This window comes from Streptomyces sp. NPDC049597 (assembly GCF_040675505.1).
GTDB lineage: Bacteria > Actinomycetota > Actinomycetes > Streptomycetales > Streptomycetaceae > Streptomyces.
In genome coordinates, this window is the sequence record NZ_JBFAOY010000001.1 from 618,943 (window position 1) to 644,899 (window position 25,957).

Genomic DNA, 25,957 nt, shown 5'->3' on the forward strand with positions numbered 1-25,957 from the left:
CGGATGGAGACAAGCGTTCCGCTCGAAACGCGTGTGGGCCACGGCGTTCATGGGTCAGTGTTGGGACAGCTCTGGGACATGCGACACACCATGGTTGAGAGCGGCACGATCAGGGGAAGGGGGGCCTGTATGAGCATCGCCGAGAGGCGCAGGGCTCTGGGCTTCACCCAAGAGGGGTTCGCCTTCGCGGTGGGCGTCGACCGGCGCACCGTCGGCCGTTGGGAGCGGGGTACATCCAGACCCCAGCCTCCCCAGCGGCCGAGAGTTGCCGAGGTGCTACAGATGGACCTAGAAGGACTCGACGCCTTGCTCGCCGCGGCCCAGGTGCCGCTGAAGCCCGAGCAGTTAGGGTCGAGCGCCGACTGCGGCCCAGGAGACACAGACGAGATGATCCGACGCGAGTTTCTGCGCCTGATGGCGGTCGCCGGCGCGCTCGCCGCCGTCCCGATAGACGAGGCGGACGCCCAGGGAGGCCCCGATGACTTCGGGCGCATGAACAGCCACCTGTGGCAGGTCTACCAGCTCTCGCGGGCCAAGCACTCGGTGTATCCCGTGGTCCAGTCTCAGCTCACCGCGCTGAACGATGCGCTGCGCGACGGGCGAGCCCAGACCAGCGCGCTGTGCATCGCAGTCGGCGACCTGTTCCAGCTCGCGGGCGAGCTGGCCTTCGACGCCAACCGGTACGACGATGCCGCCGCTTCGTACTCGCTGGCGGCCAGCGCGAGCAAGGAGGCCGGCGCGTACGACCTGTGGGCCTGCGCCCTGATCCGCAGTGCCTATGTGGACCTCTCGGAGCATCGCTACAAGCAGGCCGCGGACACCCTCGGAGCGGCTCGCCGCGTCGCGCTGCGCGGGGATGGCAGCCTTGCGACGAAGCACTGGGCTGCCGCTGTCCAGGCCGAGGCGTACGCGTGGCTCGGCGACTTCGATGCCTGCGAAGAGGCGCTCGACGAGGCCGAGAAGGTGGCCGACCTCGGGGGGCAGGTGTCCAACGGCGGCTGGCTGCGCTTCGACGGCTCACGTCTGGCGGAGGAGCGCGGGGCCCGGTACTTGCAGCTCGACCGGCTGGACCTTGCAGAGGCTGCTCTGAAGGATGCGTTGACGCTTGCCCGGCTCGCTCCTGGACACTCCTTCCGGCGTCGTGGCGCTGTGCTAGCCGACCTGGCGGCCATCGGTGCCAAGCGGAAGGACGCCGAGCAGGTCATGCACTACGGGGGCGAAGCCATCCGTCTGGCGCGGGCCTCCGGGTCCGGCTACGTCGCCCGTAGACTCCAGACCCTGACTGCCGAGCTGGGCTCCTTCGGGCGCGACCGGCGTGTAGCCGAGTTGAGGGCCGAGGTCGGCACCCTGACGGCATGACGAGAGGGGATGGCATGACCACCGAGGGCGCACGAGTCTTCCGCGAGGCGTGGATCGCGGGAGTGCACAAGCACTTCCCCGGCGAGCCGAAGCCGAGCTACGTGACCCCGTGGGAAGAGACGCCCGACTGGGAGCGTGCGGCGGCAGGCGCGGTGTACGAGCAGGTGCGCCAGTTCCTCGAACTGAGCGGCGGTCACGCTTCCCGCCTGACGCGCGAGCAGAAGGGCCGCTTCGTCGCGACGAGCTGGACGGCGCAGATGTTCAAGCACTTCGAGGACCCGAAGCCGGGGTACGTGGCGGACTGGCCAGACCTGCCGGACTGGCAGAAGGAGACCGACTCGGACATCTTCGAGGCCGTCGAGGACAGCCTGAAGTAGGCCGTAACGCACGAAAGACCCCCAGAACGCTGGCCTGGGCGTTCTTTTCTTCCGCCGAGTCCGCTTCTCCATGCCGGCCCCGTGGCCTGCTGGGCGTCGTTCACGTCACCACAGGTGGCCCGGATCAGGAAGCGTGTCATCAGCTCGTGCGCGCGGTGCAGCCCCCCGCCCCGGGCCACCGGTCCGGGGCGGCGCGGGTCGCCGGTCGCCCGCGCCCCTGCCGTCAGGCGGACGGGCCGAGCGGCCAGACGTACGGGCCTTCGGGGTCGTCCAGCCAGGCCCACTGGTGGTCGGCGGTGACGGTGATCCCGAAGCGGTTGCGCTCGGGGCGGCGTTCCCGCTCCCACAGCGACATGGCCTCGCGTGGGTCCAGGCTGTTCGCGGTCAGGCTCAGCAGGAAGCGGAACAGGTCGTTCTCGATCGCGCGCCGGGGCAGTCCGCCCGCTCGCGTCTCCGGCGGCGCCGCCCCGCCGCGCAGCGGTACGAAGAAGGCCGACGTGCGCAGGAAGCGCCCCTCGGCGCTGCGCCCCTCCGGGCCTTCGCGCACCCGCAGCCTGATGACCCCGGTCGACAGCGGAGCGACGATCCGGGCGCCCGGGTTGCACTGCGGCAGCCACTCGCGCGGCACCGACGGCAGCGTGCAGGTCGCGATGACGCAGTCGAAGGGCGCGCGCTCCGGGCAGCCCCGCGCTCCGTCACCCGTGACCACGGTGGGCCGGTAGCCGGCCGCGGCCAGGTGCTTGCGGGCGGCCTCGGTGATCTCGGGGTCCAGGTCGACGGTGGTGACCGCCTCGTCGCCGAGGCGGTGCGCGAGCAGGGCCGCGTTGTAGCCGGTGCCCGCGCCGATCTCCAGGGCCCTGTCCCCGTCGCGTACGCCGAGGGCCTGGAGCATCTCGGCCATCAGCGAGGGCTGGCTGGAGGAGGAGACCAGTTCGCCGTCCCTGACCCGGGTGGCCAGCGGCTGGTCCGCGTAGGCCCCGCGGAGCCAGCGGGCCTGCTGCTCGGGGTCGGGGTCCTCGCACCACAGGCGTTCGTACGTGCCCGTCCGGCCGATGAAGTAGTACGGCACGAACAGATGCCGCGGCACCTCCTCGAACGCGGTCCGCCAGGCGGGGTCGGTCAGCTCGCCGGCGGCCACGATGCGGCGCACGAGCGCGGAGCGCGCCTCGGCGCCCGGCTCGGCGAATCGGTCCGCGTGTGCAGCCATGCCTCCACTGTCCTGCGCCCGTGGCGGTGAGGCGAGCGTCCCGGCCGCGCGGGGTCGCCGATCGCCGCGGTCGCCCGGCCCGGCAGGACACCGGCCCCCGCCGCGCCACCGGCACGGGAGAGCCACCGCGGACGCCGGGAAAAGCCGGGAGGACCACTGCGGGCGCCGGGAGGCCGGGCGGGCCGCTGCCGGGCCGCGAGGCCGGGCGGGCCGCTGCGGGGCCGGGCGGCGCGGAAGGCCGGACCTAGGCCCTCCGTCCTCCGCCGTGCGTCTGAGAGCATGGACGGTGCCGCATTCTCCGGGGGACGGCCCCCCGGCCGACTCCACTCGGTGCGTGCCAGAGACACATTGCGAGGCTCATCAAGGTGAACGAGATTCCGCGCGGGACCCTTCAGGAGCAGACCTTCTACGAGCAGGTCGGCGGCGAGGAGACCTTTCGGCGCCTCGTCCACAGGTTCTACCAGGGCGTCGCCGAGGACCCGCTGCTGCGCCCGATGTACCCGGAGGAGGACCTCGGTCCCGCCGAGGAACGGCTCGCGCTCTTCCTGATGCAGTACTGGGGCGGGCCGCGCACCTACAGCGACAACCGCGGCCACCCCCGGCTGCGGATGCGGCACGCCCCCTTCACCGTCGACCGGGCGGCGCACGACGCGTGGCTGCGGCACATGCGGGTGGCGGTCGACGAGCTCGGCCTGCCCGAGGAGCAGGAGCAGCAGCTCTGGAACTACCTCGCCTATGCCGCGGCCTCCATGGTCAACACGCCGGACCAGTGACTCACCGAGCCGCCGGGGCGCCCTGCCCGCGCGGAATCCGATCATCCGTCGCCGGATAACGGTCACGATCAGATCAAGGTCGGGCTGCAAGCGGTTTCCACCGGCCGGTGTCCTCTGAAAGCATTTCGCCAAGGGTGCTTCGGGGAATCCGGCTGGGTGGGGGACGTGTGACGGGGTTCGTACTACTGCGCGTCGGAGCACACCGCCTCCTTCTCGCCGCGGCCCTGCTCGCGGTCGTCCTGACGACCTGCGTCCTCGCCGCGCTCACCGCGTTCTCCGGTTCGGTCGGGGACGCCGCGCTGCGCCACACGCTCGGCGGCCGGGAAGCGGCGAACTCCTCTCTGGTCGTCACCGCCCAAGTCCCCGGCGAACGTCGCGCGTCCGCCCACGAGGCCGTCGTCCGCGGCGCGCGGACGTCGTTCGGCGGGCTGCCGGTGACGGTACGGAAGCTGGAGCGTTCGGGGCCGTACGCGCTGCCGCGCTCGCTCCAGGCACCCGAGGCCCGCAAGGGCGAACCGGACCTGACGCACTTCGCCGCCCTCGACGCCACCCGCGTCGAGACGGTGGCGGGTGCGCTGCCCGGCCCCGCCGCCGACGGCCCCGTCCCGGTGGCGCTGCCCGAGACGGCCGCCGAGCTGCTGGGCGTACGGCCGGGGACGCTGCTCACCCTCAGCGACCGGCTCACGGAGAAGCCGCTGAGGGTCAGGGTCACCGGCGTGTACCGGGCAACGGACCCGGCCGATCCGTACTGGCAGCTCGACTCGCTCGGCGGGCGCGGCGTGCGCACCGTCGCGTTCACCACGTACGGGCCCCTCCTCGCCGACCCCTCGGTGCTCGCCTCCGGCCGCGCCACCGCCGGGGAGACGGCGTGGCTGGCCACCGCGGACTTCCGCAGGGTCACCACCGACCGGATCGGCGCGCTCCGCTCGGCGGCCGGGCACGGGCCCGAACAGCTCGCCGCCGACCGGGCGTTCGGGGGCGCGCCGACCGTGCGGACGGCGCTGCCGACCGTCCTGGCACAGAGCGAGCGGGCGCTGCTGGTGGCGCGTGCCACCCTGCTGATCGTCGCCGTGCAGCTGGTGGTGCTCGCCGCCTGCACGCTGCTGCTGGTGGCCCGGATGCTGAGCAGCGAACGCGCGGGCGAGACCAGTCTGTTGCGCGCCCGGGGCGCGTCCCGGGGCCGGATCGCGGCGCTCGCCGCGATCGAGGCGGCGCTGCTGGCGCTGCCCGCCGCGGTCTGCGCGCCGCTGCTGGCGGGCCCCCTGACGCGGCTGCTGGCCGAGCACTCGGCGCTGACCCGGGCCGGACTGCGCCTCGGCGAGGCGCCGACCGCGCAGGTCTGGCTGGTGGCCGGTGCGGTCGCGGTGTGCTGTGCCGCGGCGGTGGTGGCCCCCGCTCTGGCCGCGACGGGTGACGGGCCGCGGCGCGGGCGTGGCCGCGCCCTGCCGGCACCGGTCAGGGCCGGAGCCGATGTGGCGCTGCTGGCCATCGCGGTGGTGGCGTACTGGCAGCTCGACCGCCGGACCGGCGCCACCGGCGAAGGCGCGCTCAGCGGCGACCGTGAGGGCGACCTCGGCGTCGACCCGCTGCTCGTGGCGGCGCCCGCCCTCGCGCTCCTCGCGGGCACGCTACTGACGCTGCGTCTGCTGCCGCCCGTGGCGAAGTTCGCCGAACGCCGGGCGGCCGGCGTCCGGGGTCTGTCCGTGGCGCTCGCGGGCTGGCAGTTCAGCCGCAGGCCGCTGCGCGGCGCGGGCCCTGTCCTGCTGCTGGTGCTGGCGGTCGCGATGGGCATGCTGGCGGTCGGGCAGAGCGCGTCGTGGGACCGTTCGCAGCGCGACCAGGCCGACTTCCGGGCGGGCGCGTCGGTCCGTGTGACGGACGACGGGACGGGCGGGCCGGGGGACGCCGGCCTGTACCGGGCGCCGGCCGGTGTGCGTACGGCCGCTCCGGCGCACCGCGCGACGCTCCCGCTGTCCGGCGACCGCACGGCCACCCTGCTCGCGCTGGACACGGCCGACGCGGACGAAGCGCTGTTGATGCGCGGCGACCTGGCGGACGAGGAACCGGCCGCGCTGCTGGCCGCCCTCGCCCCGGTGAAGAGCGCCAGGCCGGGCCTGCTCCTGCCCGACGACACCCGCCGCGTCACGCTGGACCTGCGTCTCACGAACGAGGACACACCCTCCGGCACGTCGCCCGACGGCCTCTCGGTCAGGGCTGTCGCGGTCTTCGAGGAGCGTCACGGGACGGCCTACCGGACGTCCGCCGGCGAACTGCCCGCCGACGGGCGTGACCACACGGTGACGCTGGACCTGGACTGGACCGCCTCGGGCGGGCGGGCCGCTCCCGCCGGACCGCTCGCGCTGACCGGCCTGCGGCTGCTCGACGCCCCGGTCCCCGCGCAGGCCGAGCGGCATCGCCTGAGCGTCGAACGGGTCCTGGCGGCGGGCCCCGGAGGTGACTTCCGGCCCGTCGCGGTCCCCTCGGGACTGCGCTGGGCGGGCACGTACACCGAGACCCGGGGCAGCGAGGCGCACAAGCCGGTCGCGGTGCGCGCCGACGAGCCGGGGGCGCAGCCGCTGAGCGTGGTGTACGGGGCCGGCCCGGCGCCGGTGACCGACGACCGGTGGAGTCCGGCGGCCGAATTCGCCGTCCAGGTCGGCGCGGTGCGCCCGGCGGCGCCGCCGCGGATCCCGGCGGTGGCGACGGACACCTTCCTCGACGCGTCGGGGGCGAAACCCGGCGACAGCGTCGACGTCACCCTGGGCGGCGAGGAAGTCCGCGTGACGATTGTGCGGGCCGTGCGGCAGCTGCCGACCACCGGGCCGGCGGCAGTGACGACCGGCGGCCGGGTCCCGTCCGGGCAGGACGGTGACCAGGCCGCGGACGGCGGCGGGCTGCTGCTCGATCTCCGGACGGTCAACGAGGCCCTCGCCCGGCTCTCCGGCACGTCCCTGCGGCCCACCGAGTGGTGGCTGAGCACCGCCGCGGGCAAGGCCGCCCCGGTGGCCGAAGAGCTGCGGGCCCGCCCCGACGTGGAGCCGGGCCAGGTGCTGGTACGCGACGAGACGGCCGGTGAACTGCTGGGCGACCCGCTGGGGGCCGGGCCGCGCTCGGCGCTGCTCGCGGTCGCCGTGGTGGCGGTGGCGCTCGCCGCGGTCGGCTTCGCGGTGAGCGCGGCGGGGTCGCTGCGCGAGCGGGCGGCGGAGTTCGCCGTGCTCCGCGCGCTCGGCACGCCGCGACGCGGGCCGGCCCGGCTGGTGGCCGCCGAGCAGAGCGTGCTGATCGGCATCGCGCTGCTGGTGGGCCTGGCCCTCGGCACGGTGCTGACCCGGGCGGTGGTGCCCCTTCTGGTCCTGACCGCGCAGGCCACGCAGCCCGTTCCGCGGGTTCTGGTGCACCTGCCGGCAGAGCGGGTCGGTCTGCTGCTCGCCGCCGTCGCCGCACTGCCGCTGGCGACCGTCGCCGTCATCGCCCTGCGCCGCGCCGATCCCGCGGTGACGCTGCGCCATCAGGGGGGCAACTGACATGACCACGAACCCCGCCGGCCGGCGGCCCGGGACGCAGCCGAAGGAGACACCCCCTGTGGGCCCGCACCGCCGCTTCGTCGCCCCCTGGGTCAGGACCCGGCTGCGCACGGCGCCCGGGGCGGCCCTCGCCTTCGGCCTCCTCGTGCTGCTCACGTCGTTCCTGGCCGCCGCGTTCCCCCGTGCCGTGGACTCCTACGAGAACCGCGGGCTGCGCCATGACGTCACCACGGCCGCGCCGTCCCGGAGCGGACTGGAACTGACCACGCCCCCTCCTCGCATCGAACTGCCCGAGGCCGCGCGGGAGGCGTCCCTGCTGCCCGCGCGGCTCGGCCCCCTCCACCGCAAGGTGCTCGGTCTGCTCCCCGAGCCGCTGCGCGCCGATCCCGGCCAGTCGGCGTACGGGGTGCGGACCGCGAAGACCCTGGTGGCCCGCGACCGGTGGCTGCCGCGGCCCGACACCAAGGACCCCGAGTTCACGCTGGCCGCGCACAGCGGCCTCGCCGAGCACGCCACCGTGCGCGAGGGCCGCCTGCCGCAGGTCACGGGGAAGGTGACGGCCGGGACGAGGGAGGTCGAGGCGGCCGTCACCGTGCAGACGGCGAAGACGCTGAACATCAGGACCGGTTCGGTCGTCCACCTCGGCGACCCGGCCGGGACGGTCCTGTCCGCACGGGTGACCGGAATCCTCGAACCCCGTGATCCCGGGGGCGGCTACTGGTCCCACGACTCGCTGCTGCGCACCCCCGGACTCGACTCCACGCCGACCACCCTGCCCCAGGTCTACTGGAAGGGCGCGCTCCTGATCGCCCCCGAGGCGGCGCCCGCGCTGCTCGGCACCACCGGCGATCCGCAGCCCTACTGGCGGATCGCGCCGGCCACCGCGCATCTGACCGCCGCCGACGTGCCCCGGCTGACCAGCCGTGTCGCCTCCCTGGAGGACGGCCCGGACCTGCTGAGACTCAAGGAGGCCGTGGACGAGAACGCCGAGCTGACGACGGACCTGGACGGCATCCTCGCCTCCTACCGCTCGATGCGGTCCGCCATCGCGCCGGTGGTGGCCGTCGCCGCGTTCGGTGTCGGCGCCGTCGCCACGGTCGTGGTGCTCATGACGGGCGGGCTGTTCGCCGCCCGCCGCCGCGGCGAGATCGCCCTGCTGCGCTCACGCGGCGGATCGCTGCGGGGCATCGGCGGCCGGCTGCTCGCCGAGACCTCCGTCGTCACCGTGCCCGCCGCGGCCGCCGGACTCCTGGCCGCGGTCCTCGCCGTCGACGACGCCCGACTGCCGTACGCCGCGCTCGGCTCCGGGGCCGTCGCCCTGGTCGCCTGCGCCGCCCTCCCCGTGCGCGCGATGGCACGGCACCGGGTGGCGCGCGCCCACGGGGGACGCGACGACCTGGTGCTCGCGCGGCCCTCCGGCCGCCGCAAGGTCGCCGAGATGACCCTGCTCGTCCTGGCGGTGGGGGCGGTCGTCGCGCTGCGCCGCCGCGGCACCTCGGACGCGGGCGACCATCTCGTCAGCGCCGCGCCGGTCCTGGTCGCCCTGATCGCCGCGCTCGTCCTCGTACGGCTGTACCCGCTGCCGCTGCGCTGGGCCGCGCGGCCCGCCGCACGGCTGCGCGGCGCGGTCGGGTTCCTGTCGCTGGCCCGTGCGGGACGTTCGTCGGCGATCGGCGCGCTTCCGCTGCTCGCGCTGCTGGTGGCACTGACGACGGCGGGCTTCGGCGGTTCGGTGCTCGCGGGTGTCGACGACGCGCGGGCGCAGGCGGCGCTGCTGGCCACCGGCGCGGACGCCCGGATCTCCGGGGACAACGACGCCGTGGCCCTGCCGGCGGGCGCGGGGCTGGCCGTGCGCGCCGTGTCCGGCGTACGGACGGTGACATCCGTGCAGATCGAGCACGCGCTCAGGATGCCGGCCGACGACGACGCCCCGACCGGGCCGCCCGCGGCGTCGCTGGTCGGCGTGGAGCCGAAGGCGTACGCGGCGCTCTCCCGCGGGCTGGACCTCGGCCCGTTCTCCGCGGACACGCTGCGCGCCACCGGCGGCGCGTCGCCCGTGCTGCGGGCGGTCGCGTCCCCGGGCGTCGCCGAGTGGCTGGGCAGGGGACCGCACCGGATCAGTTCGCTGGCGGGCGAGTTCACGGTGGAGGTCGCGGCCGTACGGGAGCGCACGCCCGCCGTGTCGTCGGCGGACTTCCTGATCGTCGACGGCTCCCGGCTGACCCACCGCGCGCCCACCGCCCTGCTCGCCACCGGCGACGCGGTGGACGGGCGTGCACTGCGGGCCGCCGTACGCGACCTGGACGAGGACCTCACCGTACGGCTGCGCGCCGAGGCTCGGGCCTCTTTCACGGACTCGCCCCTGCAGTCGGGCGCGGAGCGCATCTACGCAGCCGCGATCGGCGCGGGCGCGGGGTACGCCGTCCTCGCTCTGCTGCTGTCGCTGCTGCAGTCGGCACCGGAGCGCACCATGCTCCTCGCCAGGCTCCGGACCATGGGCCTGACCACCCGGCAGGGGCGACAGCTGCTGGGCCTCGAAGCGCTTCCCCCGGCGCTGCTCGCCGCGTCCGGCGGCGTACTCGTCGGCCTGGCCACGATCCGGCTGCTCGCTCCCGGCGTCGACCTGGTCCGGCTGGCGCTGGCCGCCGCGCCGGGCGTCGCGCCGGTGGACGGCGCCACACTGCGGGCCGACGCGTGGTCGCTGCTGCTGCCCGCGGCCGCTGTGGTGCTGCTGACCGCGGCGGTCGCCGGGGCGCAGGCCTGGTGGACGGGGCGCCGCGGATCCGTCAACGAACTCAGGGCAGGAGACATGCGATGACCGACACGACCCTGGAGGAACTCGAACGGCGGGTCGCGGCCCGGCGCGAGAAGCCCTCGTACGGGCACGACGCGCTGATCACCTGCGACCGGCTGGTCCGGGTGTTCTCCACGGACGGCGTCGAGGTGCAGGCCCTCCAGGGGCTCGACCTCCTGGTGAAGGAGGGCGAGTTGATGGCTCTGGTCGGCGCGTCGGGCAGCGGCAAGTCGACCCTGATGAACATCCTCGCCGGTCTCGACGTGCCCACCGCGGGCGCGGCGCGCGTCGCGGGCTGCGACCTGCTCGCGATGGACGCCAAGGCCCGGCTGCGCTACCGCCGCGAGGTGGTGGGCTTCGTGTGGCAGCAGACGGCCCGCAACCTGCTGCCGTACCTGACGGCGGCACAGAACGTGGCGCTGCCGATGCAGTTGCGGGGCGGGAGCAGGCGCAAGGCGGAGCGCGTCCAGGAGCTGCTGACCATGCTGGGCGTCGCCGCGTGCGCGGACCGGCGTCCACAGCAGCTCTCCGGCGGCCAGCAGCAGCGTGTCGCGATCGCCGTCGCACTCGCCAATTCCCCCTCGGTCCTGCTCGCGGACGAGCCCACGGGTGAGCTCGACTCGGCGACGGGCGAACAGGTCTTCGCCGCGTTCCGCCGCGCGAACGAGGAGCTGGGCACGACGATCGTGATCGTCACCCACGACCAGGCGGTCGCGACGGAGGTCCGCCGCACGGTCGCCATACGCGACGGCCGCACCTCCTCCGAGGTGCTGCGCCGCACGGAGGTCGACGCGGCGACGGGCCAGGAATCGGTGGTGGCCCGCGAATACGCCATGCTGGACCGCGCCGGCCGCCTCCAGCTCCCCGCCGAGTACACCTCGGCCCTGGGCATGTCGGACCGCGTGGCCCTGGAACTGGAACCGGACCACATCTCCGTCTGGCCGGACGACAACACGCCGCCGCCCTGACGCCCCTCACGCGCCGCGCGCGCCGCAAAGCGGACTGGGGGCCATGTGCAGCAGGGGTGTCCAGTCGCGCCGCGAAGCGGCTGCGGCCAGGGGTCACGGCGCGAAGCCGGGTCCGTCGAAGACGCCCCGTCGTCAGGCCGTCGGCCGCACCGGCGTCACGCTCAGCCCGCCCAGCCCGTTCGTCCGCACCGCCACCGACCCGAACGGGGTACGCAGCCTCAGCCACGTACCCGCCGACAGCAGCGCCACCGGCACTCCCGGGCGCAGGAAGCCGAGCGCCTGCGCCGCGTGGACGGCGCGCAGCGTCAGGCCCGTGCCGCCCACCGTCCGCGACCAGATCTCGCGGCCGATGCGGTCCCGCTCGGCGCGCGTGCGCCGCTCCGCAGGCAGCGCCTCGTCCCGCGCGCGGAACTCCGCGACGGCCGCCGCCACCGCGCCCCGCATCGCCTGCACGTCCGGCAGCCCCGCCAGCTCGCGCCAGCCGCCGCGCGGCGGCAGCACGCCGGCCCAGGGCGGCCCGGTCACGGCGCCGGGCACCGTGAACTGCGCACCGCCCAGCGACTCCAGCAGCTCCCCCGCCGACACGGTGACGTCGAGCTCGACCGGCTCGGCCAGCCGCGCCGTACGGATCGCGAGCACCTCGAAGGAGGGCGGGCGTCCGAACACGGCGAGCGCACCGCTGCCGGCCTGCAGTCTGACCGCGGCGGCGCGGTCGTAGTGGATCAGCCGGGCGAGGAAGGCGGCGAGATCGTCCGCCTCCCTCGCGTCGGCGAGGTGCAGGCTCTGCACGGGTACGGACATGGGCACGGTCATGCGACGAGGGCGTCCTCGGGCTTCTCGTCCCGAGCGTCCCCGGCGGCGTCGCTCCGGGCGCCGTCGTCGAGGTACTTCTGCAGGAACGACTTCTCCTCCGCGCTGATCCGGCGCGGCCGGCCCTCGGCCAGGTTGTAGGGGACGACGACGGTCGAGGCCCGCACGTACACCTGCGCGGGGTCGTCCGCCTCCTTCACCTCGTAGGCGATGGTCAGCGACGCCGCCGCGATCCGGGTCACCCACGACTCGATGACCACCGGTTCGTGCCGGTGGACCAGCGGCCGCAGGTAGTCGATCTCGTGGCGGGCGACCACCGATCCGCCGGAGAAGGACGGCGAACCGTCCCCCGGCGCCAGCCGGAACATGAAGTCGATCCGCGCCTCTTCCAGATACCGCAGGAAGACGACGTTGTTGACGTGCCCGAAGGCGTCCATGTCCGACCAGCGCAGGGGGCAGCGGTAGATGTGGCGAGCCATGCGCTGCCTCAGCCCCGGGTGAGCTTCTTGTAGGTGGCACGGTGCGGACGAGCCGCGTCCGGGCCGAGACGCTCGATCTTGTTCTTCTCGTACGACTCGAAGTTGCCCTCGAACCAGAACCACTTGGAGTCGCCCTCGTACGCCAGGATGTGCGTGGCGACGCGGTCGAGGAACCAGCGGTCGTGGGAGACGACCACGGCCGCGCCGGGGAATTCCAGCAGCGCGTTCTCCAGGGAGGACAGCGTCTCCACGTCGAGGTCGTTGGTCGGCTCGTCGAGGAGGAGCAGGTTGCCGCCCTGCTTCAGGGTGAGCGCGAGGTTCAGGCGGTTGCGCTCACCGCCGGACAGGACCCCGGCCGGCTTCTGCTGGTCCGGTCCCTTGAAGCCGAAGGCGCTGACGTACGCGCGGGACGGCATCTCGACCTGGCCGACGTTGATGTAGTCCAGCTCGTCGGAGACGACGGCCCACAGCGTCTTCTTGGCGTCGATGTTGGCGCGGCTCTGGTCGACGTACGAGATCTTGACGGTCTCGCCGACCTTGATCGTGCCCGAGTCCGGCTTCTCCAGGCCCTGGATCATCTTGAACAGGGTCGTCTTGCCGGCGCCGTTCGGGCCGATGACGCCGACGATGCCGTTGCGCGGGAGCGTGAAGGACAGGTCGTCGATGAGGACCTTGTCGCCGAACGCCTTGTTCAGGTTCTCGACCTCGACGACGACGGAGCCCAGACGCGGGCCCGGCGGGATCTGGATCTCCTCGAAGTCCAGCTTCCGCATCTTGTCGGCCTCGGCGGCCATCTCCTCGTAACGCGCGAGACGGGCCTTGGACTTGGCCTGCCGCCCCTTCGCGTTGGAGCGGACCCACTCCAGCTCTTCCTTGAGGCGCTTCTGCCGCTTGGCGTCCTTCTGGCCCTCGACCTTGAGGCGGGCGGCCTTGTTCTCCAGGTACGTGGAGTAGTTGCCCTCGTACGGGTGGGCGCGGCCGCGGTCGAGCTCGAGGATCCACTCGGCGACGTTGTCCAGGAAGTAGCGGTCGTGGGTGATGGCGACGACGGTGCCGGCGTACTTGGCGAGGTGCGCCTCCAGCCACTGCACCGACTCGGCGTCGAGGTGGTTGGTGGGCTCGTCGAGGAGCAGCAGGTCGGGGGCCTCGAGGAGCAGCTTGCACAGCGCGACGCGGCGCTTCTCACCACCGGAGAGGTTGGTGACGGGCCAGTCGGCGGGCGGGCAGCCGAGGGCGTCCATGGCCTGCTCGAGCTGGGCGTCGAGGTCCCACGCGTTGGCGTGGTCCAGCTCCTCCTGGAGCTTGCCCATCTCCTCCATCAGCTCGTCCGTGTACTCGGTCGCCATCTGCTCGGCGATCTCGTTGAAGCGGTCGAGCTTGCCCTTGACCTCGGCGACGCCCTGCTGGACGTTCTCCAGGACGGTCTTGGACTCGTCGAGCGGCGGCTCCTGGAGGAGGATGCCGACGGAGTAGCCGGGCGAGAGGAAGGCGTCACCGTTGGACGGCTGCTCCAGACCCGCCATGATCTTCAGCACGGTGGACTTACCGGCGCCGTTGGGGCCGACCACACCGATCTTCGCACCGGGCAGGAAGCTCAGCGTCACGTCATCGAGGATGACCTTGTCGCCGTGCGCCTTGCGCGTCTTGCGCATCGTGTAGATGTACTCAGCCAAGAGAAACCGTCCGGCAAGCAGTGGGTGGGCAGATACACCCATCTTGCCGTACGCCGCCCCCCGGACGGAAACCGTGGCCCGGCCGACGCGGAAGGCCCCGCACGCGCGGCCACCGCCCACGACGCGCGAGGGGCCCGGCACGCCTCCCGTGCCGGGCCCCTCTCTCAGCGCTGTGTCACACCGCGCGGTCGTTCACTCACTCGCCGGCTGCGGACTTCTTGCGGAGGAAGAACACCGCGCCGCCGCCGATCAGCACCAGCACGATCGCGATGCCCGCGATCATCGGCGTGGCGCTGGAACCGCCGGTCTCGGCGAGGTCGCCCTCGGAGCCACCGGACGTGCCGCCCGCCGACGCCGGGCTGGGCTGGGACGACGGGGTCTCGGTGCCCGGCTGCGGCGTGCCCGCGGTCTTGCAGTCCAGGACACCCTTGAAGTTCTTCTCGAAGCCACCGGGACCGGTGATCGTGAAGTCGTACGCCTGGTCCTCGGCGACCGGCACGGTCACGGTCCGGGACTCCCCGGCCGGGATGGTGTGCTTGATGCCGGCCAGCTCGAAGGTGAAGGGGGAGTCGCCCTTGTTGCCCGCCGTGATGTCCACGCCGCCCTTGGCGCAGTTCTTCTCAGCGGTCACGGACGGGATCGCGCCCGTCTTCGCCCACGTCGCGGTCGCGGTCGCGGAGACCGTGGACTGGCTGGACCCGGCCAGGATCTGCGTCTGGCTCTTGCTCGCGCTGGCGAACGCGCGTCCCACCGGAACCGACATGGTCGCCTGGGCGGTCAGCGAGGCCGTCCCGTCGGCCGCGCCCGCCGGGACGTCGAAGTACAGCTTGCTGCCGTCGACCGCGGAGGTCAGCGGCTTGCCCGCCTCGTCCGTGATCTTGACGCCACTGGCGGCGGCGTCGGCCGGCGGCGTGACGGTGACCTGGCCGGCGTCGGTGCGCACCGTCACCGGACCGAGCCGGCTGCCCGCCTTGCCGGAGACCGCGTTCGGCTCGAGGCTCAGCGAGGCCGTGGGCTCGGCGAGGTCCTGGGCGGACTTCTCCAGCCAGTCCGCCAGCTTCTCGGCCGCGGGGTCGACCGCCGTGACATCGGCGCCGTCCGAGAAGCGCCAGATGGCGACCTGGGTGCCGGCCGCCGCGGTCTCGGCGGTCAGCGACCCGGCCTTCGCGCCCTTGGCCAGCTCGGCCAGGTCGTCGACCTGCGGGTAGGAGTGCTGGAGGATCCAGCGGATCTTGCCCGCGTCCTTGTTGGTGCGCAGCGACGTCTGGTCCCAGGGGGTCTCCAGGTACTTGGCCTGGGACTGGGTCGGGTTGTGGATGTCGATGCAGTACGTCTTCAGCTGACCGCCGCCGTCGACGGTCATCTCGAAGAGCCCGGCGGCGATCTCCTTGCTCTCGCCGTCGTTGTGCAGCAGAGCCTTGTCGAACGTCTTCAGCCCGTCGAGGGTGGCGACGGCGCCCCCCTGGTGCTGAGTGCCGTCGTCGGCGGCGGCCATGCCCGCGCCGGCGAGGGACCCTGTGGCGATCAGGCCCGATACGAGGGCCGCCGCGGCAAGACGCGCGGCACGCCGCCTGCGTACGGCAGACGCAGAGAACAGAGCAAACACAGCAGAATTCCCCTCTGGGCGAGAACTTCGCGTGTGACGCGTGGGGGAAGTGTCTCGCCAGCTAACTCAAGTGCCCCGTGAGTACGCGGGAATCCTATGGACGGCGCCCAGCCCGGTCCCCCGTCATGTCATCAGATAACCATTCCGACTCGTAATCGTTATCACGGTCGGTCAATTCACCCCCCGATCACCCGTTTTACCGGCCCGCGCCCGCTGCGCGGTGTAGTAGCTCCGGCCCCAACTGCTCCTCAACTCCCCCTCAAGGGACGGGAGCCGGCTCCTTCGCCCGTCGGCCCACCCCCGGCTCCTCCAGGTCGCCCGGCCCTCCGCGCCGGGCCGCCGGCACCGACTCGCCCCTCGCCACCCGCCGGAACGCCGCCGTCCCGCGCGTCAGGTCGTGCCCCGCCGCCAGCGCGTCGATGTCCACGAACGTCCGCCGCCTGCCGTCCCCGTCCTCCTCGCGCACCTTCAACCGGCCGTGCACCACCAGCGGTTCGCCCACCGACACGGAACCGGCCAGATTCGCCGCGAGCGACCGCCAGGCGAAGACGGTGTAGAAGCTCGTCGGTCCGTCCGTCCATGTGCCGCTCTGCCGGTCCCACCGCCGCGATGGCACCGCGAAGCGGAATCGCGCCATCCCTCCCGTGGCCGTTTCCCGGTACTCCACATGCGTGGCCACATTCCCGACCACCGTCACCGTCGTGTCGTTCATGACGGTCACCTCCCCGTCCGGTCGCATTGCCCGATCGCTGTCTTCCGGGCTCCATGCTGGACCGGACGGAGAAGACCCGCGGACGCCTGTGGACAGGCGTCCCGTTGTGGAAAACCCCGTCACCCGATCCGGGCACGCACCCGCCCCGCGCCCGGCCGTGTCGTCCCCGACACCGTCGCGTACTGCTCCCGCACCTCGCGGTAGCGCATGAGCTCCGCCGCGATCGGATCGAGCACCTTGGCCCTGCCGCAGCCCGCGGCCGCCTCCTGCAGCCCGCGTCTGACGTCCTGGCCGTATCTCCGGGCCGGCCCCTTGGCGGCCGCCGCGCACGCCCACTCCACCAGCGGGCCGCCCACGATGCCCGCGAGCATCACCAGCACCGGCGGGATCAGCCCCGGCTCCAGCACGCCGACGATCTGGCCCACCAGCCACAGGCCGCCGAAGATCTGAAGCAGCGTCATCGACGCCTGGGCCAGCACCGCGGCCGGCCACCACGCCGGGCGCTGGGGCCGCCCGCTCGTCGCCGCGGCCTCGCGCGCCGCCAGTTCGTCCAGCGCCTCGGGCAACCCGTGCGCGCCCCGCACCGCCGCCTCCCGCACCGCCTGCGCCCACGGAGCGGGCAGCCCGCGCGACGCCTCGCCGGCGACCGTGCGGACCGCCTGCTCGACCCGCTGACGGGCGGTCAGTTCCTCCTCCACCGGAACGGCGGGAGGCTCCAGGGCCGCCCCCGGCATGCGCTTGTGCTCGTACCAGCGCCACAGCCGCAGCCAGGGCGTCCCGCACGCCCGTGACGCGTTCCTGCGCCACTCGCGCTCCGCGGCCTCCCCGGCCGCCGTCGCGCCGATCGCGTCCGCGAGCCGGGCCGAGAAGTCGTCGCGGGCGCGCTCGTCCAGACCCGTCCTGCCGTCGGCGACGTACACGGGGCGCAGCTTCGCCGCCGCCGCGTCCACGTCCGCGGACAGCCGCAGCGCCGCCGCCTCCTGCCCCTGCACGAACTCGCCGACCATTTCCCGCAGTTCACCCACGCCCTCGCCCGTCAGCGCGGACAGTGCCAGGACCGTGGCGCCCGGTTCGCCGTGCTCGCCCAGCGCCATGCCGTCCTCGTCGAGGAGCCGCCGCAGGTCGTCGAGGACCTGGTCGGCGGCCTCGCCGGGGAGCCGGTCGATCTGGTTGAGCACCACGAACGTGATCTCGGCGTGCCCGGCGAGCGGCCTCAGGTAGCGCTCGTGCAGGGCGGCGTCCGCGTATTTCTCGGGGTCGACGACCCAGATCACGGCGTCGACGAGCGCGAGCACCCGGTCGACCTGCTCTCGGTGGTGCACCAGGGCCGAGTCGTGGTCGGGCAGGTCGACCAGCACCAGCCCCTGCAACTGCTCGTCGCCGTCGCCGCCCGCGAGCGGCCTGCGGCACAGCCGGCCGGGGATGGCGAGCCGTTCCAGCAGCCCGGCGGCGCCGTCCGACCAGGTGCAGGCCATGGGCGCCGACGTGGTCGGCCTGCGCAGCCCGGTCTCGGCGAGGCGCACTCCGGCGAGCGCGTTGAAGAGGGTCGACTTGCCGCTGCCCGTCGCGCCGGCGATCGCGACCACCGTGTGGCGGGAGGAGAGCCGCTGGCGGGCGGCGGCCTCGTCGAGGACCCGGCCGGCCTCCGCGAGGGTGCGGCCGTCCAGGCGGGTCTGGGAGAGCCCCAGCAGTTCACGCAGCGCGTTGAGGCGGTCGCGCAGCGGCCCGGCGCAGGCGCCGCCGATCGGCACCTCGTGAGGGTCCTGCGAGGCGGCGCCGCGGCGGTGACCGGTCTCCTCGTCGCCGGCTTCCTCCTCCCCTTCCGGGTCGGGGGAGCCGCCCGCGGACCTCGGCTCGGCGCGGCGCGCGATGAGACCGTCGTCCCAGCGGTCAGCGGCCTCCCCTGCCACGGCCGTCTCCACGCCGCCCGCTTTCTCGCGCACTGCCCCGTTCGGGGTTCCAGCGACGGCCTCGTTCCCCGTCTCGTTGTGGTCGTCGGTGACGGCGGTCACCCGCGCTCACCTCTCCTTCTGCAGTAGGGACAGCGCGGCGATCAGCTCGGCCTGCGGCTCGGGGGTCAGTTCCAGGGCGTCCAGGGGCGCCAGGCGGCGGTCCCGTTCGCCGTGCAGTACGGCGTCGATGGAGGACGAGACAAGTTCGCCGCCCTTGTCGCGCAGCCTCAGCGCGCCCTGGGCGCCCATCCGTTCGGCCAGCCGCTCCCCCGCGCCGCGGGCGCGCCGGCCGCCGAGCAGAGCGGTGGCGAGCAGCGCGGCGACGGTCTCGGCGTCTGGGGCGGCGTTGCGCTCCATCCCCCGTACCTCCTCCTCGGCGATCTCCTCCAGCACCCGCCGCCAGCGGCGCACGGCCATCCCGATCCGCTCGCTCGTCTCCAGGTCGACGCGGTGGTGGGGGGTGACGGCCGCCGCGGCGGGCTCACGCCGCCAGGCGCTCTGCACCTGCTCGTCGGCGGCGGCCACGGCGCACTGCAGGAGCGCGGACAGGCTGGCGACGAGCGCGTCGAGCAGTTCGGCCGCCGTGCTGTCGCGGGGGTAGCCGCGCCAGCGGGTGCGCGCGTCCCCGGCGAGCACGGCACCGGCACGCAGCTGCTCCCGCACGCGCTCGCGCTGCTTCTCGTACGCCTCCTCCACGGCGCCCGTGAGCCGTACGGCCGCCGCGTACTGGGCCGCGACCGCGCTCGCGAGCTCCGGCATCCGCGCGTCCAGAGAGGCGAGAACGCCGCCCGCGGTGCGCCCGAGCGCCTGCTGGCGCGCGGCCGGGTCCTGCGCCCGGTGGGCGAGCCAGGACAGCAGGGGCGCGACGGCGGTGGTGGGCAGCAGCCCGTTGCCGGCGCCCGCGGACTCGGGCAGCTCGGGGATGGTGAACCGCGGCACATGGCCGAGCCCCGCCTTGGTCAGCAGCGCCGCGTACTGGCGCGAGACCTCGTCGACGACCTGGTGCGGCACCCGGTCCAGCACGGTGACCAGCGTGGCGTCGTACTCCTTCGCCGTACGCAGCAGATGCCACGGCACGGCGTCCGCGTAGCGCGAGGCGGTGGTCACCATGACCCAGACGTCGGCGGCGCAGATCAACTCGGCGGCCAGCAGGCGGTTCTCCACGACGAGCGAGTCGACGTCGGGCGCGTCGAGGAGGGCGAGGCCGCGCGGGAGGGTGGACGCGGTCTCGATCCGCAGCGCCTTCTCGTCCGGGTTCTGCTTCCCGGTCTTGCGGGGCCGCCCGGCCCCGTCCCGCTCCCCCTCCTCATCGGCGGGAGGCATCCAGACGCGGGGAAGTTCCGGGAGCACCCGCATACCGGCGAACCAGTGGTGGTCGTCGGGGTGGCAGACGAGGACGGGGGTCCGCGTGGTGGGCCGCAGCACCCCGGCCTCACTGACCTTCCTGCCCGCAAGGGAGTTGACGAGTGTGGACTTCCCGGCGCCGGTGGATCCGCCGATCACGGCGAGCAGCGGGGCCTCGGGGTCCTTGAGGCGGGGCACCAGATAGTCGTCGAGCTGCGCGAGCAGTTCGACACGCGTCTGCCGGGCGCGGGGCGCGCCGGGGAGCGGGAGTGGCAGACGCACGGCGGCGACACGGTCGCGCAGGGCGGAAAGTGCGTCGATCAGCTGAGGCCGTGCATCCAAGGTCACCACATGCGAAGAATGCCCAATTTGATCGGCTTTTTGAAGCGTATGGGCCTCTCTGCGCGCCGACAGGACAGACGGTACACATGGGACGAGTGGGACGCAGGCATAACGAGTGCACAACACCCGCGTCGCGAGGCGTCAAAAGCGGTGCACGGATCGCACCTGCCTGCGATTATCGGTTCGCTTCACCGAACCTCCACATCGTGCCACGCAGGTGAGGCAACCGGGCCAAGGCGATCGGAGCCCTATCCTTGACCCCGGCAGGCCGGGCGACCCGAGCGGGCTCCTGGCCGCAAGGCCGCTTCCGGCCCCCGTAGCTCAGTGGATAGAGCAGGCGCCTTCTAAGCGCTTGGCCGCAGGTTCGAGTCCTGCCGGGGGCGCACCGTCCGCACCACCGCAAGGCCCTCCCGCCGGGAGGGTCTTTTTGCTGGTCAGGGGCAAGTTAGCGGGCGGGGCGTAGAGGGCGCGTAAGCGCCGGACCGCCCGCGCACCCCGGCGCGCCGCGAGCCTGTGCGCTTGCGTAGCTAACGGCGTTAGCCGTACGATCCGAGTGTCGGCTAACGCCGTTAGCCACGGTCCCTGCAGGGAGGCCCCATGCACGCCGTCCGCACCCACATCGACATCGCCGCCCCTGCGTCCCGCGTGTGGCAGGTGCTCACCGACTTCGACGCGTACCCGCGGTGGAATCCCTTCATCGTCAGCGCCACGGGGGTGGCCGAGGTGGGTGCGGTGTTGGAGAACGTCCTCGTCAACAACGGGTCCACCATGCGTTTCCGCCCCACTGTCCTGGCCGCCGTACCCGGGCGGGAGCTGCGGTGGGTCGGGCGGTTCGGGGTCCGCGGTCTTCTCGACGGGGAGCACTCCTTCGTCATCGACGAGACCGGACCCGGCAGCGTCCGGCTCACCCATGCCGAGACCTTCACCGGTGCCCTGGTGGCCCTGCCCTTCATACGCCGTAAGCTCGACGTTCTCGACGCCTTCCACGCCATGAACACCGCCCTCAAGCAGCGAGCGGAGCAATGACCGACCAGCCCGACCGTTCCCCGCGTACCCCGCGCGCCGCCCAGATCGTCGCCGCCGCACGCGAGTTGCTGGAGGAGCGCGGGCGTGACGAACTCACCATGCGCGCCCTCGCCGAACGTCTGGGCATCCGCGCCCCTTCCCTCTACAAGCACTTCCGCAACAAGGAAGCCGTGGAGGCGGCCCTCGTGGAGGACGGTCTCGCCGAAATGGGCGCCGCCCTGCACGCCGCCCTGCGCGAGGCGGAGCGCGCCGAGCGCGTACCAGCACTCCTGGCCGCGTACCGACGGCACGCGCTCGCTCGCCCCGGTCTCTACCGCCTCAGCACCGCGGGCCCGCTGCCGCGCGCCGCCCTGCCCCCGGGGTTGGAGGAGTGGGCCGGCAGCCCGTTCTTCGTCGCCACCGAGGACTCGCACCTCGCCCAGGCCCTGTGGTCGTACGCGCACGGGATGGTCGTCCTCGAACTCGATCGCCGCTATCCGGGCGGCTCCGACCTCGATCTCACATGGCAGGCCGGGGCGCGTGCCTTCACGGCGCAAGCAGATGTGCGCAGTTCGCGGGACTGAGGACGGAGACCGGGGGCCGGGCGTTCTCGCGGCGGCCGTCCGGCGCTCTCGCGCGATCGGCAGTGCCCGCCACATGGTCGTCCCCGGACCGCATGCATCAACCGGCACGCACCCGGAGGGCGGCAAACGACGGGCACGCGCGACCGGTTGCGCTTGACCAGCATGTCGTCGAAATTCGCTGGACCGCGCCCCGTGACGTTCCTACGGTGGGTGGCCATGGCCAGTCCTGAGGCGTCAAGACTCTAGCCACCGGTCGTCCGGTGGCTTCGCCGCGTACCCGTCGGGCACGTCGTCCGCCGCCGGATCACCACGCAACGGGCTGTGTTCCGCCCGGCTCGTGAGTCCCTTCGCGACTCCGACCCGGGTCCCTTCGCGTGCGGCCCCTCACGTCTTGCGTGCCGGGGCCCTGGAGTCTTGCCATGCCACTTGCTCTGTACCTGCTCGGACTCGCCGTCTTCGCCCAGGGAACGTCCGAGTTCATGCTGTCCGGCCTCGTGCCGGAGATCGCCGCCGACCTGGGGGTGTCCGTCCCGGCGGCGGGGGCGCTGACCTCCGCGTTCGCCGTCGGGATGGTCGTCGGCGCGCCGCTGACGGCCGTCGTCGGTCTGCGGTGGCCCCGGCGCCGGGCGCTGCTGTTCCTCCTCCTGGCCTTCCTGCTCGTCCACGTGCTCGGCGCGGTCACCGGCAGCTTCGGCGTGCTGCTGGCCGCGCGGGTGGCCGGCGCGCTGGCCACCGCGGGCTTCCTGGCCGTGGCGCTGGCGACCGCGACCGCCATGGTCGACGCCGGCTCCAAGGGCCGCGCCACCTCGGTCCTGCTCGGCGGCGTGACGCTCGCGTGCGTCGCCGGTGTGCCCGCCGGGGCGCTGCTCGGTCAGTTGTGGGGCTGGCGCTCGGCTTTCTGGGCCGTCGCCCTCGTCTCCGTGCCCGCCGTCGTGGCGGTCGCCCGCTCGGTGCCGGCCGGCCCGGTGGACGCAGGTGTGCCGCGGGTGCGCGGCGAACTGCGGGCCCTGCGCAGTGCGCGTCTTGCCGTGACCCTGAGCGTGGGGGCGCTGGTGAACGGCGCCACCTTCTGCACGTTCACCTATCTCGCCCCGCTGGTCACCGATGTCGCAGGGCTGAACGCGGTGTGGGTGCCCGTGCTCCTGGCCCTGTTCGGCATCGGGTCGTTCGCCGGCACCACCGTCGCCGGGCGGCTGGCCGACTCCCGGCCGCTCCAGGTCCTCGTGCCTGGCGGGGCGACGCTGCTCGTCGGATGGGCCGTCCTCGCGCTCACCGGCGGCAGCCCGGCCGTCCTGCTCGTCCTCGTCCCCCTCCAAGGGGCGCTGTCGTTCGCCGTCGGCTCGACCCTGATCGTCCGCGTGCTGTACGAGGCGGCCGACGCCCCCGCACTGGGCGGCGCCTGCGCGACCGCGGCCTTCAACGTGGGCGCCGCGCTCGGCCCTTCGCTCGGTGGGGCCGCGATCGGGGCGGGCTTCGGCTACCGCTCACCCCTGTGGGTGAGCGCCCTTCTGGTGGCCGCGGCGTTCGTCACCGCGCTCACCGCCACCGGCGTGGCCCGCGCGGGCCGTGGTGACGGGAGGCAGCGGGCGAGCCTCAGCGGTGGCCGCCCTGGGGCATGTCCGACCAGCCCAGCGGATACAGCTCCGCCTCACGGCCCCCGACGGCAGGTTCCGCGCCCGCCTCGGTGAACGCCCCCAAGGCGCTGACCAGTGCCGCTCGCTGCTCCGGGTCGAGCCGGGACACGATCGCGGCGATCTCCGCTCGGCGGCGGCCGGTGACGTCCTCGACGATGCGCCGGCCGTCGTCCGTCAGCCGCAGCACGGTCTCCCGGCGGTTGTCGGGGTTGACCTGCCGGTCCGCGAGACCGGCGGCGATGAGCCGGTCCATCATCCGCAGCGCGGTCGACGGATTCACCCCGAGCCGCTCGGCCAGGACGACCAGCTTCGCGGGCCCCTCCGTGGAGAGCACGACCAGGAGACGGAACTGGGGCAGTGTGACCCGGTCCTCCACGGCGGCCAGCGAGCGGGCGGAGACCGCGACGAGGAGCCTGGACGCGGTGAGCACCGCGCGGGTCACGGCGTCGACGTCGTCCATGTCCCCTGGGGTCCGCGCTGGTTGGTTCATGACGTCTTTCTATCGCGCGGTGCCTGGCCAGGGGATCGCCGGCCCCGTCGAGCGCCAGATCGCCGGGCCCCGGTCGGCGGCGGGATCCGGGCTCGTCGCCGGCCGGCTTCCGCGGCGGCGGCCGATGCCTACGGGAGCGCGGCGCACACCAGCAGGACGAAGGCCGCCAGTGTCAGGAGCGTCCGGGCCAGGTGCAGCCGGTTCCACCGGGCCTCGAAAGCCGCGCGGACCCGGCTGTCGGGCACGGGCGGCGTGGCGTTCTCGGATGCCGCGAGCGCGTTGTTGAGGGGGATGTTGCCGACGGCGGTGACGAGGTGGTTGAGGACGGCGCAGACGAGCCCGGCGACGATCAGCCACCGCTCGGTGGCGGTGCGGCCGTCGACGGGGACGGCGAGCGCGGCGGCCGGGAGGGCGACGATCGCGACGAAGACGAGAAGGAAGACCGCCCTCGGCACCGTCTCGTTGACGCGGCGCATCGCGGCCACGAACTGCTCGTCGGACAGCCGGGCGAGGCCGGGCATGACGCCGGTCAGGAAGATGAGCATGAAGCCCGCGTACAGACCGGTGGAGACGACGGCGAGGGCGAGCAGGAGGGTCGGCATGGGCCACATCATGGCGTGACGGGGCCGGGGGTGCAGCCGAGTTGACGCTCCCGCGCACCCGTCGGCCCGCGGCCCCGCCACCGACTCGCCGACCCCCTCGGACCGCCGACCCCTCCGACCCCGTCGCCCGTCCCCCTCAGCCCCCCACCCGCTCCGCCGTCAGCCCTTCAGACGCTCCGCCCGGCCGATCGCGTCAGCCAGGTCACGCACCGCCGTGTCCTCCGTCGAATCCGCCAGTGCCCGAGCCCGCTCGCGCAGTTCGGCGAGGCCGGGCGAGCCCGGCACGGAGCCGTCGCGCAGCTCGTCGGCGAAGTACGCGGCCACCGCGGCCACCTGGAGCCGCTTGGACGCCGTGCCCCACAGCGCCCCGTCGATCGCGCCGGTCTCCACCGAGCCCGACCGCTCGTGCGGCGCCCGCGTCGCGGGGTCGAGCCAGCGCACGGTGGCCGTGGCGACATGGCCGCTCGCCCCCTCCCGCAGGCGTACGGCGTACAGCGCGGTCACCGTGTGGCCGGGGCCGACCTCGCCGCCGTCGACGCGGTCGTCGCGGAAGTCCTCGTCCGCGACGGCCCGGTTCTCGTAGCCGATGAGCCGGAACTGCTTGACGGTCTGCGGGTCGAAGGCGACCTGGGCCTTGGCGTCGCGTGCGCGCAGCTCCACGTGCGCGGGCAGCTGGTCGACGAAGACCTTCCTCGCCTCCTCCTCGTCGGAGACGTACGTCGTGTGCCCGTCGCCCTCGTCGGCGAGGCGTTCCATCAGCGCGTCGCCGTAGTCGCTGCCGACGCCGACGCCGAAGAGGGTGATGCCGTGCTCGCGGCGGGCGTCGTCGATGCGGTCGAGGATCGCGTCGGCCCCCGTCCGCCCGGTGTTGGCGAGCGCGTCGGACAGCAGCACGACCCGGTTGGTGGCGCCCTTCCTGCGGCCTTCGACGGCCTCCTCGTAGCCCTTGGTGACCCCGGCCTCCACGTTGGTCGAGTCGGTGGGCTCCAGGTCGTCGACGACGTCGTGGATGCTGTCGCGGTTGCCGTCCAGCCGCGTCATGGGCAGCCGGGTCTCTGCCTCGTCGCTGAAGGTCACGACCGCGATCGAGTCGTCGTCGCGCAGCTGGTCGGTGAGGGTGCCGAGCGACTTCTTGACGAGGTCCAGGCGGCCGGGCTCGGACATCGAGCCGGAGATGTCGATGACGAACGTGAGCGCGGCGGGCGGCCGTTCGCTCGTGCGCGCGGGCGCGGCCGTGGACAGCCCCACGCGGACCAACGACCAGTCCTCGCCGCCGCCGTCCCCGTGCACCTCGCCTTCCGGGGCCTGCGGCCGCGCGCCGTCGACGGTGACGGAGAAGCCGTTGCCCTCGGGGCGTTCGTAGTCCTGGCGGAAGCTGTTGACGAACTCCTCGGGCCGCACCTCGTGCGCCTGCGGCAGCCGCCCCTCCTTCAGGGTGCGGCGGGCGTAGCCGTAGGAGGCGGTGTCGACGTCGAGGGCGAACGTGGACAGGTAGTCCGCGGGCGGTGCGGACTCGCGCGCCTTGTCGGCCTCCCCTTCGGCGGCTCCCTCACCCGGCGCGCCCCGGCCGCCGTCGGGAACGGCCGGGGCGGGCAGCGCGCCGTCCGGCCCGCGGCTGTCGGTCTGATCGGTGGCGATGTTCTCGGAGCCCGAGCAGGCCGACGTCAGCAGCATGCCGCCGGCCAGCGCGGCGACCACCGCCGTCCTCGCCGCTCGTCCGCC

General features: G+C 73.7%; 20 protein-coding genes and 1 tRNA gene. 10 read left to right on the top strand and 11 right to left on the bottom strand.

The genetic code is table 11. From position 1 onward, the window contains the following. The first annotated feature begins 129 nt into the window (after window positions 1-129). Together AB0K02_RS02765 and AB0K02_RS02770 are read left to right on the top strand one after the other, a co-directional pair. Complete coding sequence (locus AB0K02_RS02765) at window positions 130-1,359, top strand: helix-turn-helix transcriptional regulator (protein ID WP_365990510.1); 1,230 nt, start codon at window positions 130-132, stop codon at window positions 1,357-1,359. Further along, window positions 1,356-1,736 carry a hypothetical protein gene (locus tag AB0K02_RS02770; RefSeq protein ID WP_365990511.1) on the top strand — a complete coding sequence of 127 codons (381 nt, stop codon included), beginning with the start codon at window positions 1,356-1,358 and terminating at the stop codon, window positions 1,734-1,736. Before AB0K02_RS02765 ends, AB0K02_RS02770 begins: the two co-directional genes overlap by 4 nt. A 223-nt stretch (window positions 1,737-1,959) precedes the next feature. On the opposite strand, the gene AB0K02_RS02775 is transcribed toward AB0K02_RS02770, so the two are convergent. Further along, window positions 1,960-2,943, bottom strand: coding sequence for a methyltransferase domain-containing protein (locus AB0K02_RS02775; protein WP_365990512.1), 984 nt, complete (start codon window positions 2,941-2,943; stop codon window positions 1,960-1,962). Window positions 2,944-3,308: 365 nt separating this feature from the next. Here AB0K02_RS02775 and AB0K02_RS02780 point away from each other — a divergent pair, with 365 nt between their 5' ends. The 4 genes from AB0K02_RS02780 to AB0K02_RS02795 all read left to right on the top strand — a co-directional run bounded on the left by AB0K02_RS02780 (window position 3,309) and on the right by AB0K02_RS02795 (window position 11,002). Then, the gene (locus AB0K02_RS02780) at window positions 3,309-3,716 is read left to right on the top strand and encodes a globin (protein WP_365990513.1); all 408 of its coding nucleotides are present in this window, start codon (window positions 3,309-3,311) and stop codon (window positions 3,714-3,716) included. A gap of 167 nt (window positions 3,717-3,883) precedes the next feature. Further along, complete coding sequence (locus AB0K02_RS02785) at window positions 3,884-7,240, top strand: FtsX-like permease family protein (RefSeq protein ID WP_365990514.1); 3,357 nt, start codon at window positions 3,884-3,886, stop codon at window positions 7,238-7,240. A 1-nt stretch (window position 7,241) separates the two neighbouring features. Beyond that, window positions 7,242-10,058, top strand: coding sequence for an ABC transporter permease (locus AB0K02_RS02790; RefSeq protein WP_365990515.1), 2,817 nt, complete (start codon window positions 7,242-7,244; stop codon window positions 10,056-10,058). Next, entirely contained in the window at window positions 10,055-11,002 is a 948-nt protein-coding gene (locus AB0K02_RS02795; protein ID WP_365990516.1) for an ABC transporter ATP-binding protein, read from the top strand. The genes AB0K02_RS02790 and AB0K02_RS02795 overlap by 4 nt, the downstream gene beginning before the upstream one ends. Before the next feature lie 132 nt (window positions 11,003-11,134). Here AB0K02_RS02795 and AB0K02_RS02800 read toward each other — a convergent pair whose 3' ends face one another. The 7 genes from AB0K02_RS02800 to AB0K02_RS02830 all read right to left on the bottom strand — a co-directional run bounded on the left by AB0K02_RS02800 (window position 11,135) and on the right by AB0K02_RS02830 (window position 19,920). Continuing rightward, complete coding sequence (locus AB0K02_RS02800) at window positions 11,135-11,803, bottom strand: hypothetical protein (RefSeq protein WP_365990740.1); 669 nt, start codon at window positions 11,801-11,803, stop codon at window positions 11,135-11,137. Between the two features lie 8 nt (window positions 11,804-11,811). Further along, window positions 11,812-12,291, bottom strand: a complete 480-nt coding sequence (locus AB0K02_RS02805; protein ID WP_365990517.1) for a thioesterase family protein — start codon at window positions 12,289-12,291, stop codon at window positions 11,812-11,814. An 8-nt stretch (window positions 12,292-12,299) separates the two neighbouring features. After that, window positions 12,300-13,964 (bottom strand): energy-dependent translational throttle protein EttA, encoded by a 1,665-nt coding sequence (gene ettA / locus AB0K02_RS02810; protein WP_365990518.1) that lies wholly within the window; start codon window positions 13,962-13,964, stop codon window positions 12,300-12,302. Window positions 13,965-14,160: 196 nt separating this feature from the next. Further along, window positions 14,161-15,570, bottom strand: a complete 1,410-nt coding sequence (locus tag AB0K02_RS02815; RefSeq protein WP_365990519.1) for an LAETG motif-containing sortase-dependent surface protein — start codon at window positions 15,568-15,570, stop codon at window positions 14,161-14,163. Window positions 15,571-15,829: 259 nt separating this feature from the next. Then, window positions 15,830-16,282, bottom strand: a complete 453-nt coding sequence (locus AB0K02_RS02820; protein ID WP_365990520.1) for a single-stranded DNA-binding protein — start codon at window positions 16,280-16,282, stop codon at window positions 15,830-15,832. 119 nt (window positions 16,283-16,401) lie between these two features. Continuing rightward, a complete protein-coding gene (locus tag AB0K02_RS02825) occupies window positions 16,402-18,204 on the bottom strand; it encodes a GTPase (RefSeq protein ID WP_365990741.1) in 1,803 nt (600 codons plus the stop codon). 96 nt (window positions 18,205-18,300) lie between these two features. Then, complete coding sequence (locus tag AB0K02_RS02830) at window positions 18,301-19,920, bottom strand: GTPase domain-containing protein (protein ID WP_365990521.1); 1,620 nt, start codon at window positions 19,918-19,920, stop codon at window positions 18,301-18,303. Window positions 19,921-20,230: 310 nt separating this feature from the next. Here AB0K02_RS02830 and AB0K02_RS02835 point away from each other — a divergent pair. The 4 genes from AB0K02_RS02835 to AB0K02_RS02850 all read left to right on the top strand — a co-directional run bounded on the left by AB0K02_RS02835 (window position 20,231) and on the right by AB0K02_RS02850 (window position 23,197). Beyond that, window positions 20,231-20,303, top strand: a tRNA-Arg gene (locus AB0K02_RS02835). 214 nt (window positions 20,304-20,517) lie between these two features. Next, window positions 20,518-20,946, top strand: a complete 429-nt coding sequence (locus tag AB0K02_RS02840; protein WP_365990522.1) for an SRPBCC domain-containing protein — start codon at window positions 20,518-20,520, stop codon at window positions 20,944-20,946. Next, window positions 20,943-21,509, top strand: coding sequence for a TetR/AcrR family transcriptional regulator (locus AB0K02_RS02845; protein ID WP_365990523.1), 567 nt, complete (start codon window positions 20,943-20,945; stop codon window positions 21,507-21,509). The genes AB0K02_RS02840 and AB0K02_RS02845 overlap by 4 nt, the downstream gene beginning before the upstream one ends. 419 nt (window positions 21,510-21,928) lie before the next feature. Then, the gene (locus tag AB0K02_RS02850) at window positions 21,929-23,197 is read left to right on the top strand and encodes a Cmx/CmrA family chloramphenicol efflux MFS transporter (protein WP_365990524.1); all 1,269 of its coding nucleotides are present in this window, start codon (window positions 21,929-21,931) and stop codon (window positions 23,195-23,197) included. Here the strand turns inward: AB0K02_RS02850 and AB0K02_RS02855 are convergent. From AB0K02_RS02855 to AB0K02_RS02865, 3 genes are all read right to left on the bottom strand, one after another. Continuing rightward, entirely contained in the window at window positions 23,103-23,633 is a 531-nt protein-coding gene (locus tag AB0K02_RS02855; RefSeq protein WP_365990525.1) for a MarR family transcriptional regulator, read from the bottom strand. The two genes, AB0K02_RS02850 and AB0K02_RS02855, sit on opposite strands and share 95 nt — an antisense overlap. A gap of 128 nt (window positions 23,634-23,761) precedes the next feature. After that, complete coding sequence (locus AB0K02_RS02860) at window positions 23,762-24,235, bottom strand: DUF1772 domain-containing protein (RefSeq protein ID WP_365990526.1); 474 nt, start codon at window positions 24,233-24,235, stop codon at window positions 23,762-23,764. Window positions 24,236-24,394: 159 nt separating this feature from the next. After that, window positions 24,395-25,909, bottom strand: a complete 1,515-nt coding sequence (locus AB0K02_RS02865; protein ID WP_365990742.1) for a von Willebrand factor type A domain-containing protein — start codon at window positions 25,907-25,909, stop codon at window positions 24,395-24,397. Between the last annotated feature and the right edge of the window lie 48 nt (window positions 25,910-25,957).

Bases quoted from the DNA above. Each gene is read 5' to 3' on its own strand.
- AB0K02_RS02765 (WP_365990510.1), top strand. From the start codon at position 130: ATGAGCATCGCCGAGAGGCGCAGGGCTCTGGGCTTCACCCAAGAGGGG.
- AB0K02_RS02770 (WP_365990511.1), top strand. From the start codon at position 1,356: ATGACGAGAGGGGATGGCATGACCACCGAGGGCGCACGAGTCTTCCGC.
- AB0K02_RS02775 (WP_365990512.1), bottom strand. From the start codon at position 2,943: ATGGCTGCACACGCGGACCGATTCGCCGAGCCGGGCGCCGAGGCGCGC.
- AB0K02_RS02790 (WP_365990515.1), top strand. From the start codon at position 7,242: ATGACCACGAACCCCGCCGGCCGGCGGCCCGGGACGCAGCCGAAGGAG.
- AB0K02_RS02795 (WP_365990516.1), top strand. From the start codon at position 10,055: ATGACCGACACGACCCTGGAGGAACTCGAACGGCGGGTCGCGGCCCGG.
- AB0K02_RS02800 (WP_365990740.1), bottom strand. From the start codon at position 11,803: ATGTCCGTACCCGTGCAGAGCCTGCACCTCGCCGACGCGAGGGAGGCG.
- AB0K02_RS02805 (WP_365990517.1), bottom strand. From the start codon at position 12,291: ATGGCTCGCCACATCTACCGCTGCCCCCTGCGCTGGTCGGACATGGAC.
- AB0K02_RS02820 (WP_365990520.1), bottom strand. From the start codon at position 16,282: ATGAACGACACGACGGTGACGGTGGTCGGGAATGTGGCCACGCATGTG.
- AB0K02_RS02840 (WP_365990522.1), top strand. From the start codon at position 20,518: ATGCACGCCGTCCGCACCCACATCGACATCGCCGCCCCTGCGTCCCGC.
- AB0K02_RS02845 (WP_365990523.1), top strand. From the start codon at position 20,943: ATGACCGACCAGCCCGACCGTTCCCCGCGTACCCCGCGCGCCGCCCAG.
- AB0K02_RS02850 (WP_365990524.1), top strand. From the start codon at position 21,929: ATGCCACTTGCTCTGTACCTGCTCGGACTCGCCGTCTTCGCCCAGGGA.
- AB0K02_RS02855 (WP_365990525.1), bottom strand. From the start codon at position 23,633: ATGAACCAACCAGCGCGGACCCCAGGGGACATGGACGACGTCGACGCC.
- AB0K02_RS02860 (WP_365990526.1), bottom strand. From the start codon at position 24,235: ATGCCGACCCTCCTGCTCGCCCTCGCCGTCGTCTCCACCGGTCTGTAC.
- AB0K02_RS02865 (WP_365990742.1), bottom strand. From the start codon at position 25,909: ATGCTGCTGACGTCGGCCTGCTCGGGCTCCGAGAACATCGCCACCGAT.